Source organism: Kitasatospora sp. NPDC048545 (assembly GCF_040651155.1).
Taxonomy (GTDB): Bacteria; Actinomycetota; Actinomycetes; order Streptomycetales; family Streptomycetaceae; genus Kitasatospora.
In genome coordinates, this window is record NZ_JBEZIQ010000010.1 from 12,876 (window position 1) to 29,820 (window position 16,945).

Genomic DNA, 16,945 nt, shown 5'->3' on the forward strand with positions numbered 1-16,945 from the left:
GGACGGACCGGGCGTCGTGGTTCCAGTATCCGTACGGTCCCGTCCGGATCGCGGCGACCGGCGATCCGTCGGCGGGCGCCCCGCGGGACCGGACATCCGCCGGGCGACCGGTCCTCCCGGAAGAAGAGGTTCGACCAAACACCCCTCGACCACGTACACTCGCTGCTCGACGGCCCGCCGAAAAGACCGGAGCTTTCACCGCTTGTGCAGACAGCGGGGAGAGATGCGGTAGGTTGGTCGCCACAGGAGCCGCGAGGCACCGTAGGGCAATAGCTCAATTGGTAGAGCACCGGTCTCCAAAACCGGCGGTTGGGGGTTCGAGTCCCTCTTGCCCTGCTGCTAGATCCGTTTTCAGCCCGTTCGCTCCACAGAGCGAGCGGGCTTGATGGGGAGATGGCACCGATCAGCACCGCTAAGCCGGCCGGTCGTGCCCCATCGGGTGTGCGGCGAGTCCGGCAGGACCCGGATTCAGGTGAGGACGAGTGACGGAGACCACGGGCTCCACCGCAACGCCTGAGAGCGGCAACCCCGAGGGTGCCGATGGCGCGGCCGAGACCACGTCCGCGGAGGGCGAGGAGAAGGCGCTGTCGCGCCGCGACCGCAAGCGGGCCAACCGCTCCGGCGACAAGAAGTCCGGCAAGCGGGCCAAGAAGGGCCTGTTCGCCCGCATGGGGCTGTTCTACCGCCAGATCATCGCGGAACTGCGCAAGGTCGTCTGGCCCTCCCGGAGCGAGCTCACCAACTACACCACCGTCGTGGTCGTGTTCGTCGTCGTCGTGATGGCCTTCGTGGCCGGTCTGGACTACGGCTTCTCCAAGCTGAGCCTCTGGATCTTCGGCTGACGCGGCCGACCACCTTCGAAACAGCCTCCCGACCCGGGCCGATCTTCGGCCCGGGTCGAGCTGTCGGCGGCGGTCGTACGCGCCGTTACCGTTGACTCGGTACTGTTGAAGTCTCCGAGACCTCACCAGGCGCCCGCGCGAGCGGCAGCGTGCCGGGTCCGGTTTCGGAGCGCGCCACCTTCACCATCTCCAGGAAAGAAGCAGCCACCGTGTCTGAGTCCCCCCTGTACGACGCCGACGAGACCGTCCGCGAGGCGGATGTCGCCGCCGAGCTGGACGCGGCCGAGCTGGCTGACGACGCCGAGGCCGCCGAGCAGGTCGTCGACGCCGCGGACAGCGACGAGGACGAGGTCGAGGCGTACGACGAGGCCGAGGCGGGCGAGCCCGCCGAGGAGGCCGCGCTGCACGTGGAGGACGACGTCGAGGCCGCCGCCGAGGAGACCGAGGTCGAGGAGACCGAGGTCGTCGAGGCCGCCGAGGAGGCGGAGGAGGCGGAGGAGGCCGAGGAGGTCGACCCGGTCGCCAAGTTCCGCGAGGACCTGCGCTTCATGCCGGGCGAGTGGTACGTGATCCACACCTACGCCGGCTACGAGAACCGGGTGAAGCAGAACCTGGAGCAGCGCGCCGTCTCGCTGAACGTCGAGGAGTACATCTTCCAGGCCGAGGTGCCGCAGGAGGAGGTCGTCCAGATCAAGAACGGCGACCGCAAGACCATCCGCCAGAACAAGCTCCCTGGCTACGTCCTGGTGCGCATGGACCTCACCCCGGAGTCCTGGGGCGTCGTGCGCAACACCCCGGGTGTCACCGGCTTCGTCGGCAACGCCTACGACCCGTACCCGCTGACCCTGGACGAGGTCGTCAAGATGCTCGCCCCCGACGTCGAGCGCCAGGCGGCCAAGGAGGCCGGAAAGCCCTCGCCGGTCAAGCCGAGCGAGATCCAGGTGCTGGACTTCGAGGTCGGCGACTCGGTCACCGTCACCGACGGTCCGTTCGCGACCCTGCAGGCGACCATCAACGAGATCAACCCCGACTCGAAGAAGGTCAAGGGCCTGGTCGAGATCTTCGGCCGGGAGACCCCGGTCGAGCTCTCCTTCGACCAGATCCAGAAGAACTAGTCGTACGGTCTTCGGATCCGGGGCAGGGCCGAGGGCCCTGCCCCGGATCCGTTTTGGTCCAGCGGCGCTGACGCGTTAGCCTGGTTCGATGTGTGTGCTGGCGGCCGGGTGTCGCCCCGGTTCCGCACGCACCAGCAATCACCTCTCGGAAGGACCCGGAGAGACATGCCTCCCAAGAAGAAGAAGGTCACGGGGCTTATCAAGCTCCAGATCAACGCCGGTGCGGCCAACCCGGCGCCGCCGGTCGGCCCCGCGCTGGGCCAGCACGGCGTCAACATCATGGAGTTCTGCAAGGCCTACAACGCTGCGACCGAGTCGCAGCGCGGCATGATCGTGCCGGTGGAGATCACGGTCTACGACGACCGTTCCTTCACCTTCGTCACGAAGACGCCGCCGGCCGCGCGCCTCATCCTGAAGGCCGCCGGTATCGAGAAGGGCTCCAGCGAGCCGCACAAGACCAAGGTCGCGAAGCTCACCAGCGCCCAGGTCCGCGAGATCGCCACCACGAAGATGCCCGACCTGAACGCCAACGACCTGGACGCGGCGGAGAAGATCATCGCCGGCACCGCCCGGTCGATGGGCATCACCGTCGAGGGCTGATCACCTTCTCGTCCCCTGTGGTAGGGCCTGCGCAGGCCCGTGAATACCACAACTCCAATCACCATTCAGGAGCAGCAGTGAAGCGCAGCAAGGCTCTGAAGGCCGCGGACGCCAAGGTCGACCGCGAGCGCCTTTACGCCCCCCTCGAGGCCGTCCGCCTCGCCAAGGCGACCAGCACCACCAAGTTCGACGGCACCGTCGAGGTCGCCATGCGTCTGGGCGTCGACCCGCGCAAGGCCGACCAGATGGTCCGCAGCACCGTGATCCTCCCGCACGGCACCGGTAAGACCGCTCGGGTCCTGGTCTTCGCGACCGGCGAGCGTGCCGAGGCCGCGCGTGCTGCGGGTGCCGACATCGTCGGTGCCGACGAGCTGATCGACGAGGTCGCGAAGGGCAAGCTGGACTTCGACGCCGTCGTCGCCACCCCGGACCTCATGGGCAAGGTCGGCCGCCTCGGCCGCGTGCTCGGTCCCCGTGGTCTGATGCCGAACCCGAAGACCGGCACCGTGACCCCGGACGTCGCCAAGGCTGTCAACGACATCAAGGGCGGCAAGATCGAGTTCCGCGTCGACAAGCACTCGAACCTGCACTTCATCATCGGTAAGGCCTCCTTCACCGACGAGCAGCTGGTCGAGAACTACGCCGCCGCGCTGGACGAGGTGCTCCGCGCCAAGCCGTCCGCCGCCAAGGGCCGCTACATCAAGAAGACCGCGTTCTCGACCACCATGGGCCCCGGCATCCTGGTGGACCCGAACCGCACCCGCAACCTCCTCACCGAGGAGGACCCGGCCGCGGTCTGAGCCCCAGTGCTCTAGAGCAGTCCGTACGGCGGGCCCGTACCCCCTTCACCGGGGGTGCGGGCCCGCCGTCGTTCCCGCCGCAGGGCCCGCGGTCCGGGCCGGTCGTGGGGACCGGGACCTGCACGGATGGGAACAAGTGCCCGAAGCGTCGTACGCTCTGTCGGTCAGCATGTGGAGAACCCGTGACCGACGGAGTGTGCCGTGCCGCCCACCCCCCGCTCCGCCGCCCTGGTGGTGGCCCTGCTGCTGCTCGGCGCCGGCTCCGGCTGCAGCCTGCTGGCCGCACCGGCCACCCGTACCCCCGGCTCCCCGGCGGCCGTACCGCCCAAGCAGGTGGTGCTCTCGGCCGCGCAGGCACTGGACGATGCGGGCGGTGCCCGGATCGAGGTGGTGCGGGAGGGCCCGGCCGGTCGGCGCACCGCGAACGGCACGCTGGTCTGGGGCCCCCGGGACGAGGCCGAGCTGACCGTCACCGACGAGGCGGGCACCGGGCAGCTGGTGATGAAGGACGGTGCCATCGACCTGTCCTATGGGGGTGGTGCGGCCAAGCACGCCGAGCGGGCCACCGCCGAGGCGCTGGATCCGACGGCCGGCCCGGCCCCGGACGGCTACGCGGGCGGCTGGACGACCGCGCTGGTCACCGCCCCGGGCAGCCGCGCGTACGCGATCGCGCAGAGCGTCAAACTCGGTTCGCTCGGCGCCGAGGAACTGGCCGGCGCGACCGTGGCGCACTACCAGGGCTCCGCGCCGGTGGAGGAGTTCCTCGCTGCGGACCCGGAGTCGAGCCCGCAGCGGCGTGCCGCGACGGTGGACTGGTACCGGCAGCACGGGGTGACGGCGATCGCCTTCGACGTCTGGGTGGGACCCGGCGAGCGGTTGCTCCGGCTGCGCGAGACGGTCCGGGGGAGCGACGGAACCACCGTGACCACGACCGACGTCCCCTTCTCCGGCACGGACGACGCGACACCCGCCGCGGGAGGCTGACCGGAGGCCCGGAATCCGCTGCGTGGCGGCTCCGACGATCCGTTAGAGTCCGGCTGGGCAATGCCTGGGAAGAGCTGACAATCGGCTCTTCCGTGAAGCTGTTACGGATCTCACGGGGGTACCTCCATGCGCGCTGTGCGCCTCGCCTCGGCCGTCGCGACGACGGCCCTCCTGCTCGGTGCGGTCACCGCCTGCGGTGGCAGCAAGGGCGGCAACGACGCCAAGAGCGGTGACGCCAAGGGGGGCGACCCCATCGCGGCGGCGCTGACCGGGGACCCGAAGGCGGCGCTGACCGCCTCCGCGCTGGTGATGCAGAAGGCCGGCAACGGCAAGGTCAGCATGGTCAGCCCGGACGACAGCAAGGGCGGCGGCACCGGCGACGCCGACTGGAAGGAGCCGGGCAAGGCCTCCGTCGACCTGGTCGGCGACATGGGCGGCAGGAAGCTCAAGATCCGGGTGATCGGGCCGGACGCCTACCTCGGCGGGGACGACGCGGCCGCGGCCCTGGGCGGCAAGCACTGGGTCAAGCTGCCCGCCGGCAACGAGGCCGGCGACGGCTTCCGGGCGGCCGGCCAGATGCTGAACCCGGTCGTCCTGCTCACCGTCGCGGCCCAGAGCGGCAAGCTGTCCAAGGTCGGCGAGGAGACCCTGGACGGCGCCCAGACCACCCACCTGAAGGCGGTCGAGGACACCGCCACCCTGGTGGCCGGGATGTCGGCGCTCCCCGAGGAGCAGCGCAAGGTCGTCCAGAAGACGCTGGAGCAGGACGGCAAGACCCTCACCTTCGACTTCTGGCTGAACGGCAAGCAGGAACTCGTCCAGTACCAGGAGTACGGCGACTCGAACGGCCCGAAGCAGGCCGTCACCGTCAAGTACTCCGGCCTCGGCAAGGCCGCCGCGATCACCGCGCCCGCCGCCACCGACCTCGGCAGCGAGGCCGACCTGCTGAAGCTGCTCGCGGGCTGATCGACCCGGGCCCGTGACCGGGGCCGGCTCGGCCGACCGGTGGATCCGGCCGGGTCTGCGCGATCCGACCAGGGGGCCGCCACCCGCCGGGCCGGGGACGGGTGGCATGGTGGCCGGACGAGGACGGCCGCCGGACGGGGCCGGCGACGAAGGGAACGGACGTGGCGGGACGGCAGCGGTTGGCGGCAGTGGCCGTCGTCGCCCTGCTGGCGAGCGGGCTGAGCGGATGCGGCGGCGGGGACGACGCGACCGCCACGCCGTCCGGCAGTCCGACCCCGACCAGCGTCTCGCCGACCGGTTCCCTTCCGACCGGCCCGGCCAAGCCGACCGACCGCTCCCCGCACGGGGTGCTGCTCTCCGCCCAGCTGGCCATGCAGACCGCCCGCCGCGCCAAGGTCAGCTACCGGCTCGGCGCGGACGCCGGGTCGGGCCCGCTGTTCTGGGCGCCCAAGACGGCGCTGCAGATCAAGCGCTCCACGCCGGCCGACGCCGAGCAGCTGATCGTCGTGGACACCGTCGCCTACCAGGGCGGCGACGCCGCCACCGCGGCCCGCCAGGGTGGTAAACACTGGGAGCGCTTCACCGTCCCGCCGGACCCGGACGGCCACAAGGAGATCCCGTACGCCGGCCTGGTCGACCTGCTGAACCCGGTCGAGGCGCTGGCCGCGGCCAACGCCGACGGGGTGGACCCCGCCTTCGTCGGCGAGGAGAAGTACGAGGACTCGACCGTCGAGCACTACCGGGTCACCACCACCGCCGAGAAGTACGCGGCCGCCCAGACCCAGCTGAGCCAGACCCGGCGGGACGGCCTGCGGGCGGCGCTCGCGCCCGGCGGCTCGCTCTCGCTCACCGTGGACCTCTGGCTCAACGACAAGGACCAGCTGGTCCGGCTCCAGCGCACCGGCAGCGGGGACAGCGGCCGGGCGGACGACTCGGTGCTCTACACCGACCTCGCCGGGGCGCTGCTCTCGGCGCAGGCGCCGGCCGAGGCGGACACCGCCGACACCGGCGTCCGGACGGTCCCGCCGCCGGCCCGCTGAACCCGCCGAGCCCCGCCGAGCCCCGCCGGGCCCGGCAGGGCGTCCCCGGAACCGCTCCGGAACCACTCCGGAACCGCCCGGGAGGCCGTTCCGGGCCGGTCCGCCCGAGGGCGATTTGCACCTGGGGAACGCCTCCGGCTAATCTGGCCGAAGCCAAAGACCGCTGGTTGTCGCCGCGCCCCCGCAAGGGAGTCGGTGGCCGAAGGATCTGCGCTTCGTCGCAGGCAGCCCGCGCAGGTGCGTCTGGAGCTTCGACTTCCGGGTCCCGCGTTCGCGTGGGTGTCCGTCGAGGTCGTTCCGAGCCCCGTGCCCCTGCGCACCGGGGCTCGTTGCATTTCTGCAAGAGCTTCCTTCCGTCCGGTCGGTCCGCGGCGACATTGGTCGACTTTCGCGGTCGGCCCGAATTCGACATCACGGAAGGAGGCGTAAGCCTATGGCCAGGCCCGACAAGGCTGCCGCCGTCGCCGAGATCACGGACAAGTTCCGTGGCTCCTCTGCGGCGCTGCTGACCGAGTACCGCGGTCTCTCGGTGAAGCAGGTCAAGACCCTGCGTCGCTCGCTCGGCGACAACGCCGAGTACGCCGTGGTGAAGAACACGCTGACCAAGATCGCGGCCAATGAGGTCGGGATCACGGAGCTCGACGACCTGTTCAACGGTCCGACGGCTGTCGCCTTCGTCACCGGTGACCCGGTGGAGTCGGCGAAGGCTCTGCGTGACTTCGCCAAGGAGAACCCCGCTCTCATCATCAAGGGCGGTGTCCTTGACGGTAAGGCGCTGTCCGCCGATGAGATCAAGAAGCTCGCGGACCTCGAGTCCCGCGAGGTGCTGCTCGCCAAGCTGGCGGGTGCCCTGAAGGCCAAGCAGTCCCAGGCTGCCGCGCTCTTCCAGGCCCTGCCGTCGAAGCTCGTCCGCACTGTGGACGCGCTGCGCGACAAGGTCGAGCAGGGCGGTGCCGGTACGCCGGCTCCCGCCGCCGAGGACGCTGCCGCCGAGTAATTCGGCAGGCTCACGCCTCGCTGCGGGCCCGTGCCCGCCCAACCCGTACATCCGGCACCACCTGCCGATTTAGTGGAAGGACGCCATCATGGCGAAGCTGACCCAGGACGAGCTGCTCGCGCAGTTCGAGGAGCTCACCCTCATCGAGCTCGCTGCCTTCGTGAAGGCCTTCGAGGACAAGTTCGACGTCACCGCTGCCGCCCCGGTCGCCGTTGCCGCCGCCGGCGTTGCCGGCCCGGCCGCCGAGGCCGCTGAGGAGCAGGACGAGTTCGACGTCATCCTCGACGGTGCCGGCGACAAGAAGATCCAGGTCATCAAGGAGGTGCGCACCCTGACCTCCCTCGGCCTGAAGGAGGCCAAGGACCTCGTTGACACCGCTGGTGCCAAGGTCCTGGAGAAGGTTGCCAAGGACGTTGCCGAGAAGGCCAAGGCTGCCCTTGAGGGTGCCGGCGCCAAGGTCACCGTCAAGTGATCTTGCGCCCCCTCTGAGGGGGCGTGCGGCCGGGCCGATCACCCTTGCGGGTGGTCGGCCCGGCCTTTTCGCGTTCCCGGGGGGCGGGGCCGGCCGCCGGCCGCGTTCCGCCGTCCGGGTCGACGCGCTCCACCGGTGTGGCCGATCGCGCACTCGGCAGCGTCGGTGGCGAGAGGTATGGTGATCACCGTCGTCGGGTGGCCCCCACCACGGGTTCTGTAACGCGGGAGGGGTCCGGGTCGATGAACGGGGTGAGGCCCGCGCCGTCGGCGGGCCCTTGACGAACCAGGCGCGGCGCGCGATTCTCAAGGCGCGAGTCCGCCCGGTTGGTCCGCTGCTGGATGCATAACCAGTGGCTCCGGCGGGAAATGACTCCACGTGAGTTAGAGCAGTACCCGGTGGGCGTCCGCGCTCCCCGGCTACCGGGAGGAGTCTCCGATTCGGTCTCCGAATCAGAGCTGGACAGCAGTGTGGCCTTTGGCTACACTGTCCCTTTGCGCTGCCTGTTAGCTGCTCCGTGACTCGTCGCCCGGAGTTTGCGTTGCCCTGAAGGGGTCTGGCATCGCCTCCGCAAAGCGGCTCTGACCTGGGGTTTCGACCCCGGCGGAGGCCGGTGGCGATGGAGGCGGGACCAAGCCCAAGCAGGCCCGGCTGGTACGCGCGTAGTGAGCTCCGAGCCCTCGGAAGGACCCCCCTCTTGGCCGCGCCGCGCAACGCCTCGAACAATTCCGCCGCATCCACCGCCCCGCTCCGCGTCTCGTTCGCGAAGATCAAGGAGCCCCTCGAGGTCCCGAACCTCCTGGCCCTGCAGACCGAGAGCTTTGACTGGCTGCTCGGCAACGCGGCCTGGAAGTCCCGGGTCGAGGCGGCGCTGGAGAGTGGTCAGGACGTCCCCACCAAGTCCGGTCTGGAGGAGATCTTCGAGGAGATCTCCCCGATCGAGGACTTCAGCGGGTCGATGTCCCTGACCTTCCGCGACCACCGTTTCGAGCCGCCGAAGAACTCCATTGACGAGTGCAAGGACCGCGACTTCACGTTCGCGGCCCCGCTCTTCGTCACGGCTGAGTTCACCAACAACGAGACCGGTGAGATCAAGTCTCAGACGGTCTTCATGGGCGACTTCCCGCTCATGACCCACAAGGGCACGTTCGTGATCAACGGCACCGAGCGTGTCGTCGTCTCGCAGCTGGTCCGCTCCCCGGGTGTGTACTTCGACTCCACCCTGGACAAGGTGTCCGACAAGGACATCTACTCCTGCAAGGTCATCCCCTCGCGTGGTGCCTGGCTGGAGATGGAGATCGACAAGCGCGACATGGTCGGCGTCCGCATCGACCGCAAGCGCAAGCAGTCCGTCACCGTGCTGCTCAAGGCGCTCGGCTGGACCAACGAGATGATTCTCGAGGAGTTCGGCGAGTACGAGTCGATGCGCGCCACCCTGGAGAAGGACCACACCCAGGGCCAGGACGACGCGCTGCTGGACATCTACCGCAAGCTGCGTCCGGGCGAGCCGCCGACGCGTGAGGCCGCGCAGACCCTGCTCGAGAACCTCTACTTCAACCCGAAGCGCTACGACCTCGCGAAGGTCGGCCGCTACAAGGTCAACCGCAAGCTGGGCAACGCCGAGTCGCTGGACTCCGGCGTGCTCACCGAGCCCGACATCATCGGTGCGATCAAGTACCTGGTGAAGCTGCACGCGGGCGAGACCGAGTGGCGTGACGGCGAGGGCCGCGACATCGTGGTCGAGGTCGACGACATCGACCACTTCGGCAACCGCCGCCTGCGCAACGTCGGCGAGCTCATCCAGAACCAGGTCCGTACGGGTCTCGCCCGTATGGAGCGCGTCGTGCGCGAGCGCATGACCACCCAGGACGTCGAGGCGATCACGCCGCAGACCCTGATCAACATCCGGCCGGTCGTCGCCTCCATCAAGGAGTTCTTCGGCACCAGCCAGCTGTCGCAGTTCATGGACCAGACGAACCCGCTGTCGGGCCTGACCCACAAGCGTCGTCTGTCCGCCCTCGGCCCCGGCGGTCTCTCCCGTGAGCGCGCCGGCTTCGAGGTCCGTGACGTGCACCCCTCGCACTACGGCCGCATGTGTCCGATCGAGACCCCCGAAGGCCCGAACATCGGTCTGATCGGGTCGCTGGCCTCGTACGGCCGGGTCAACGCCTTCGGCTTCATCGAGACCCCGTACCGCAAGGTCGTCGACGGTGTGGTCACCGAGCAGGTGGACTACCTGACCGCCGACGAGGAGGACCGCTACGTCATCGCGCAGGCGAACGCCCCGCTGACGGCGGAGCTGACCTTCGCCGAGCCGCGTGTCCTCGTCCGCCGCCGTGGCGGCGAGATCGACTACATCCCGGGCTCCGAGATCGACTACATGGACGTCTCGCCGCGCCAGATGGTGTCGGTCGCGACCGCCATGATCCCGTTCCTCGAGCACGACGACGCCAACCGCGCGCTCATGGGCTCGAACATGATGCGTCAGGCGGTGCCGCTGCTGAAGAGCGAGGCCCCGCTGGTCGGCACCGGCATGGAGTACCGCTGCGCCGTCGACGCCGCCGACGTCATCACCGCCGAGAAGGCCGGTGTCGTCCAGGAGGTCTCGGCCGACTACGTCACCGTGGCCAACGACGACGGCACGTACACCACGTACCGCGCCGCCAAGTTCACCCGCTCCAACCAGGGCACCGCCTTCAACCAGAAGGTGCTCGTGGACGAGGGCGCCCGGGTCGAGGTCAACCAGGTGCTGGCCGACGGCCCCTGCACCGACGAGGGCGAGATGGCCCTCGGCAAGAACCTGCTCGTGGCGTTCATGTCGTGGGAGGGTCACAACTACGAGGACGCGATCATCCTGTCGCAGCGCCTCGTGCAGGACGACGTCCTCTCCTCGATCCACATCGAGGAGCACGAGGTCGACGCCCGTGACACCAAGCTCGGCCCCGAGGAGATCACCCGGGACATCCCGAACGTCTCCGAGGAGGTCCTCGCCGACCTCGACGAGCGCGGCATCATCCGCATCGGCGCCGATGTCGTCACCGGCGACATCCTGGTCGGCAAGGTCACCCCGAAGGGCGAGACCGAGCTGACCCCCGAGGAGCGCCTGCTCCGCGCGATCTTCGGTGAGAAGGCCCGTGAGGTCCGCGACACCTCGCTGAAGGTGCCGCACGGTGAGTCCGGCAAGGTCATCGGCGTCCGCGTCTTCGACCGCGAAGAGGGCGACGAGCTGCCCCCGGGCGTCAACCAGCTGGTCCGCGTCTACGTGGCCCAGAAGCGCAAGATCACCAACGGTGACAAGCTCGCCGGCCGTCACGGCAACAAGGGCGTCATCTCCAAGATCCTGCCGGTCGAGGACATGCCGTTCCTGGAGGACGGCACCCCGGTCGACATCATCCTCAACCCGCTGGGCGTCCCGTCCCGAATGAACCCGGGACAGGTCCTGGAGATCCACCTCGGGTGGCTCGCCAAGCAGGGCTGGGACGTCTCCGGCCTCGCCGACGAGTGGGCCCAGCGCCTGCAGGCGATCGGCGCCGACCAGGTCGACGGTGGCACCAACCTCGCCACCCCGGTCTTCGACGGCGCCCGCGAGGACGAGATCACCGGCCTGCTGGACAACACCACCCTCACCCGTGACGGTGAGCGCCTGGTGAACTCCACCGGCAAGGCCCGGCTGTTCGACGGCCGCTCCGGCGAGCCGTTCCCGATGCCGGTCTCGGTCGGCTACATGTACATCCTCAAGCTGCACCACCTGGTCGACGACAAGCTGCACGCCCGTTCGACCGGTCCGTACTCGATGATCACCCAGCAGCCGCTCGGTGGTAAGGCGCAGTTCGGTGGTCAGCGCTTCGGTGAGATGGAGGTGTGGGCCCTTGAGGCGTACGGCGCGGCCTACGCGCTGCAGGAGCTGCTCACCATCAAGTCCGACGACGTGCTCGGCCGCGTGAAGGTCTACGAGGCCATCGTCAAGGGCGAGAACATCCCCGAGCCCGGCATTCCCGAGTCCTTCAAGGTCCTCATCAAGGAAATGCAGTCGCTCTGCCTCAACGTGGAGGTGCTGTCCTCGGACGGCCAGTCCATCGAGATGCGGGACTCCGACGAGGACGTGTTCCGCGCCGCCGAGGAGCTCGGCATCGACCTGTCCCGGCGCGAGCCGAGCAGCGTCGAAGAGGTCTGACGGAGGCCGGGCCGGCCGCACGACCGCGGCCGGCCCGCCCCCAGGCCCCCCTCAGACCACATGAACGACTCTCGACTTACGAAAGAGGGCTTGACGACCAGTGCTTGACGTCAACTTCTTCGACGAGCTCCGCATCGGCCTGGCCACCGCCGACGACATCCGCCAGTGGTCGCACGGCGAGGTCAAGAAGCCGGAGACCATCAACTACCGCACCCTGAAGCCGGAAAAGGACGGGCTCTTCTGCGAGAAGATCTTCGGCCCCACCCGGGACTGGGAGTGCTACTGCGGCAAGTACAAGCGCGTCCGCTTCAAGGGCATCATCTGTGAGCGCTGCGGCGTCGAGGTGACCCGCGCCAAGGTGCGCCGCGAGCGGATGGGCCACATCGAGCTGGCCGCCCCGGTCACCCACATCTGGTACTTCAAGGGTGTCCCGTCCCGTCTGGGCTACCTGCTGGACCTGGCGCCGAAGGACCTCGAGAAGGTCATCTACTTCGCCGCCTACATGATCACCTGGGTCGACGACGAGCGCCGCCAGCGCGACCTGCCGTCCCTGGAGGCGCACGTCTCGGTCGAGCGCCAGCAGATCGAGAACCGCCGCGACTCCGACCTCGAAGGCCGTGCCAAGAAGGCCGAGACCGACCTGGCCGAGCTGGAGGCCGAGGGCGCCAAGGCCGACGTGCGCCGCAAGGTGCGCGAGGGCGCCGAGCGCGAGATGAAGCAGCTGCGCGACCGCGCGCAGCGCGAGCTCGACCGCCTCGACGAGGTGTGGGCCCGCTTCAAGAACCTCAAGGTCCAGGACCTGGAGGGCGACGAGCTGCTCTACCGCGAGCTGCGCGACCGCTTCGGCACCTACTTCTCCGGCTCGATGGGCGCGGCGGCCCTCAAGGACCGCCTCGAGAACTTCGACCTGGCGGAGGAGTCCGAGCGCCTGCGCGAGATCATCCGCACTGGCAAGGGCCAGAAGAAGACCCGTGCGCTGAAGCGCCTCAAGGTCGTCTCCGCGTTCCTGCAGACCACCAACAAGCCCAACGGCATGGTGCTGGACTGCGTCCCGGTCATCCCGCCGGACCTGCGTCCGATGGTGCAGCTGGACGGTGGCCGCTTCGCGACCTCCGACCTGAACGACCTGTACCGCCGCGTGATCAACCGCAACAACCGCCTGAAGCGCCTCCTCGACCTCGGTGCCCCCGAGATCATCGTGAACAACGAGAAGCGCATGCTCCAGGAGGCTGTCGACGCGCTGTTCGACAACGGCCGCCGCGGCCGTCCGGTCACCGGCCCGGGCAACCGCCCGCTGAAGTCCCTCAGCGACATGCTGAAGGGCAAGCAGGGTCGTTTCCGTCAGAACCTGCTCGGCAAGCGAGTCGACTACTCGGCCCGTTCGGTCATCGTCGTCGGCCCGCAGCTCAAGCTGCACCAGTGCGGTCTGCCGAAGGCCATGGCGCTGGAGCTCTTCAAGCCGTTCGTGATGAAGCGCCTGGTCGACCTGAACCACGCGCAGAACATCAAGTCGGCCAAGCGCATGGTCGAGCGCGCCCGTCCGGTCGTGTGGGACGTCCTCGAAGAGGTCATCGCCGAGCACCCGGTCCTGCTGAACCGTGCGCCCACCCTGCACCGCCTCGGCATCCAGGCCTTCGAGCCGCAGCTGGTCGAGGGCAAGGCCATCCAGATCCACCCGCTCGTCTGCACCGCGTTCAACGCGGACTTCGACGGTGACCAGATGGCCGTCCACCTGCCGCTCTCCGCGGAGGCGCAGGCCGAGGCCCGCATCCTGATGCTGTCCTCGAACAACATCCTGAAGCCGGCCGACGGTCGCCCCGTCACCATGCCGACCCAGGACATGGTGCTGGGCCTGTTCTTCCTCACCTCGGACCGCGACAACGTGAAGGGCGCCGGCCGCACCTTCTCGTCGACCGCCGAGGCGATTATGGCCTTCGACGCCCGCGACCTGGACGTCCAGGCCCCGATCGAGCTGCGCCTGCCGGCCGGCACCGTCCCGCCGCGCGGCTGGGCCGCTCCGGTGGACGAGGACGGCCAGCCGACCTGGTACGAGGGCGAGCCCTTCCGCCTGACCACCACCCTGGGCCGCGCGCTCTTCAACGAGCTGCTGCCCGAGGACTACCCGTTCGTCGACTACGAGGTGGGCAAGAAGCAGCTCTCCGCGATCGTCAACGACCTGGCGGAGCGCTACCCCAAGGTCGTCGTCGCGGCGACCCTGGACAACCTGAAGGCGGCCGGCTTCCACTGGTCGACCCGCTCGGGTGTCACCGTCTCGATCTCGGACGTCGTCGTCCCGCCGAACAAGCCCCAGATCCTGGAGGGCTACGAGGCGAAGGCGGAGAAGGTCCAGCGTCAGTACGAGCGCGGCCTGATCACCAACGACGAGCGCAAGCAGGAGCTCATCGGCATCTGGACCCAGGCGACCAACGAGGTCGCCGAGGCCATGAACGTGAACTTCCCGAAGACGAACCCCATCTTCATGATGGTCGACTCGGGTGCTCGCGGAAACATGATGCAGATGCGCCAGATCGCCGGTATGCGTGGTCTGGTGTCGAACGCCAAGAACGAGACCATCCCGCGACCCATCAAGGCGTCGTTCCGTGAGGGTCTCACCGTGCTGGAGTACTTCATCTCCACCCACGGTGCCCGTAAGGGTCTGGCCGACACCGCCCTCCGTACCGCCGACTCCGGCTACCTCACCCGTCGTCTGGTCGACGTCTCCCAGGACGTCATCATTCGCGAGGAGGACTGCGGCACCGAGCGCGGCCTGAAGCTGGCGATCGGCTCCGTGGGTGCGGACGGCGTGCTGCGCAAGGCCGACGACGTCGAGACCAGCGTGTACGCCCGCATGCTCGCCGAAGACATCACCATCGACGGCAAGCTGCTGGCCACCGCGAACACCGACCTCGGTGACGTGCTGATCGACGAGCTGATCCGCCACGGCATCGGCGAGGTCAAGACCCGCTCGATCCTGACCTGTGAGTCGGCCGTCGGCACCTGCGCCATGTGCTACGGGCGTTCGCTGGCCACCGGCAAGCTGGTCGACATCGGTGAGGCGGTCGGCATCATCGCCGCCCAGTCCATCGGTGAGCCCGGTACCCAGCTGACGATGCGTACCTTCCACACCGGTGGTGTGGCCGGTGACGACATCACCCAGGGTCTGCCGCGTGTCGTCGAGCTCTTCGAGGCCCGTACCCCCAAGGGTGTGGCCCCGATCTCGGAGGCCACCGGCCGGGCGCGGATCGAGGACACCGAGAAGACCCGCAAGATCGTCATCACCCCGGACGACGGCAGCGACGAGATCGCCTACCCGGTCTCCAAGCGTGTGAAGCTGCTGGTCAGCGAGGGCGAGGCGGTCGAGGTCGGCCAGAAGCTGACCATGGGTGCCACCAACCCGCACGACGTCCTGCGCATCATGGGCCAGCGTGCCGTCCAGGTCCACCTGGTCGCCGAGGTCCAGAAGGTCTACAACTCGCAGGGCGTGTCGATCCACGACAAGCACATCGAGATCATCATCCGGCAGATGCTCCGCCGCGTGACGATCATCGAGTCGGGCGACGCCGAGCTGCTCCCGGGCGAGCTCGTCGAGCGCGGCCGCTTCGAGACCGAGAACCGTCGTGTGGTCGCCGAGGGCGGTCACCCCGCCTCCGGCCGTCCGCAGCTGATGGGTATCACCAAGGCCTCGCTGGCCACCGAGTCCTGGCTGTCGGCCGCCTCCTTCCAGGAGACGACCCGGGTCCTCACCGACGCGGCGATCCACGCCAAGTCGGACCCGCTGCTGGGCCTCAAGGAGAACGTCATCCTCGGTAAGCTCATCCCGGCCGGTACGGGTCTGCCCCGCTACCGCAACATCCGGGTCGAGCCGACCGAAGAGGCCAAGGCCGCGATGTACTCGGCCGTCGGCTACGACGACTACGACCTGTCGCCCTTCGGCGCCGGCTCCGGCCAGGCCGTTCCGCTGGACGACTACGACTACGGCCCGTACACCGGCTGAGTCCCCCTCCTCGCCCGTCATCGGGCAGGAGTGGCCCAGGTCACTGATCGCAGGGCGGTCACCCCTCACGGGGTGGCCGCCCTGCGGCGTTTCCGGGCCGCGGGGCCGCGGGGCCGCAGGTTCCGAGCCGCGGGCGGCGGGCCGGCGGCTCACCCGTGCGGGGGAGGGGCAGGAACCGCTCCGGGGAGGGAGGTGGGGGAGGGCGCGGGCGGGGGAGGGTTCTCGGTGTCGGGATGACGGGCTTGCGAAGGGGGCCGGGGATGAAGCGGGTACTGGGCGCGATGGCGATCACGGCGGGGGTGCTGGCCGGGATGTCGGGCTGTCTGCCGGTCGGGGACGACCAGGAGCACCGGACGGTCGGCTACGGGGTGGCGGAGCCGGTCAGGGAGCTGGTGGTCGAGGGGGAGAACGGCGGTGTGGTGGTGAACGGCGGCGGTGACGCCGTGCACGTCGTCGAGAACCAGAACTACCGGGGGGACGCGCCGAAGAGCACGCACGAGGTCAAGGACGGCGTGCTCCGGCTGACGTACGACTGCGACCACTGCGGGATCGGGTACACCGTGCAGGTGCCGGCCGGGACCAAGGTGCGGGTGAAGGAGACCAACGGCGGCATCAAGCTGACCGGGCTGGCCGCCGAGGTGGAGGCGGACGTCAAGAACGGCGGGGTCGAGGCGAGCGGGCTGACCTCCCCGCGGGCGAAGCTGACCGCGGTGAACGGCGGGGTGCGGGCCGACTTCGCGGCCGCGCCGTCGAAGGTGGAGGCGACGACCTCGAACGGCGGCGTGCGGGTCACGGTGCCGACCGGGGAGGCGTACGCGGTGGACGCGCACGCCTCGGTCGGCGGGGTGGACGTGGGCATCCCCTCGCAGCAGGGGGCGGCGCGCAGCATCACCGCCCGGGCGGAGACCGGCGGTGTGACGGTCAGCGGTGCCTGACCGGGCCGTGCCGGAGGCCCTGCCGG

The 16,945-nt window shown here is 69.3% G+C and carries 12 protein-coding genes and 1 tRNA gene; all 13 read left to right on the forward strand.

The genetic code is table 11. From position 1 onward, the window contains the following. Positions 1-263 precede the first annotated feature (263 nt). Positions 264-336, forward strand: a tRNA-Trp gene (locus AB0D10_RS11995). 248 nt (positions 337-584) lie between these two features. Further along, a complete protein-coding gene (secE, locus tag AB0D10_RS12000; RefSeq protein WP_360254833.1) occupies positions 585-842 on the forward strand; it encodes a preprotein translocase subunit SecE in 258 nt (85 codons plus the stop codon). A gap of 209 nt (positions 843-1,051) precedes the next feature. Next, a complete protein-coding gene (gene nusG / locus AB0D10_RS12005; protein WP_360254581.1) occupies positions 1,052-1,957 on the forward strand; it encodes a transcription termination/antitermination protein NusG in 906 nt (301 codons plus the stop codon). A gap of 165 nt (positions 1,958-2,122) precedes the next feature. Further along, the gene (gene rplK, locus AB0D10_RS12010) at positions 2,123-2,557 is read left to right on the forward strand and encodes a 50S ribosomal protein L11 (protein WP_360254583.1); all 435 of its coding nucleotides are present in this window, start codon (positions 2,123-2,125) and stop codon (positions 2,555-2,557) included. A gap of 77 nt (positions 2,558-2,634) precedes the next feature. After that, entirely contained in the window at positions 2,635-3,357 is a 723-nt protein-coding gene (rplA, locus tag AB0D10_RS12015; RefSeq protein ID WP_360254585.1) for a 50S ribosomal protein L1, read from the forward strand. 201 nt (positions 3,358-3,558) lie between these two features. Continuing rightward, positions 3,559-4,341: a hypothetical protein gene (locus AB0D10_RS12020; protein ID WP_360254587.1), complete on the forward strand. Its 783-nt coding sequence runs from the start codon at positions 3,559-3,561 to the stop codon at positions 4,339-4,341. 126 nt (positions 4,342-4,467) lie between these two features. Next, positions 4,468-5,307, forward strand: a complete 840-nt coding sequence (locus AB0D10_RS12025) for a hypothetical protein (protein ID WP_360254589.1) — start codon at positions 4,468-4,470, stop codon at positions 5,305-5,307. 161 nt (positions 5,308-5,468) lie between these two features. Then, positions 5,469-6,347: a hypothetical protein gene (locus AB0D10_RS12030; protein ID WP_360254591.1), complete on the forward strand. Its 879-nt coding sequence runs from the start codon at positions 5,469-5,471 to the stop codon at positions 6,345-6,347. 433 nt (positions 6,348-6,780) lie between these two features. Continuing rightward, positions 6,781-7,344, forward strand: coding sequence for a 50S ribosomal protein L10 (rplJ, locus tag AB0D10_RS12035; protein WP_045693068.1), 564 nt, complete (start codon positions 6,781-6,783; stop codon positions 7,342-7,344). Between the two features lie 88 nt (positions 7,345-7,432). After that, the gene (gene rplL / locus AB0D10_RS12040; protein ID WP_360254593.1) at positions 7,433-7,816 is read left to right on the forward strand and encodes a 50S ribosomal protein L7/L12; all 384 of its coding nucleotides are present in this window, start codon (positions 7,433-7,435) and stop codon (positions 7,814-7,816) included. 697 nt (positions 7,817-8,513) lie between these two features. Next, the gene (rpoB, locus tag AB0D10_RS12045) at positions 8,514-11,990 is read left to right on the forward strand and encodes a DNA-directed RNA polymerase subunit beta (RefSeq protein WP_360254595.1); all 3,477 of its coding nucleotides are present in this window, start codon (positions 8,514-8,516) and stop codon (positions 11,988-11,990) included. Between the two features lie 100 nt (positions 11,991-12,090). Then, positions 12,091-15,984, forward strand: coding sequence for a DNA-directed RNA polymerase subunit beta' (locus AB0D10_RS12050; protein WP_360254597.1), 3,894 nt, complete (start codon positions 12,091-12,093; stop codon positions 15,982-15,984). Between the two features lie 260 nt (positions 15,985-16,244). After that, positions 16,245-16,919, forward strand: coding sequence for a DUF4097 family beta strand repeat-containing protein (locus tag AB0D10_RS12055; RefSeq protein WP_360254599.1), 675 nt, complete (start codon positions 16,245-16,247; stop codon positions 16,917-16,919). Positions 16,920-16,945: the final 26 nt, after the last annotated feature.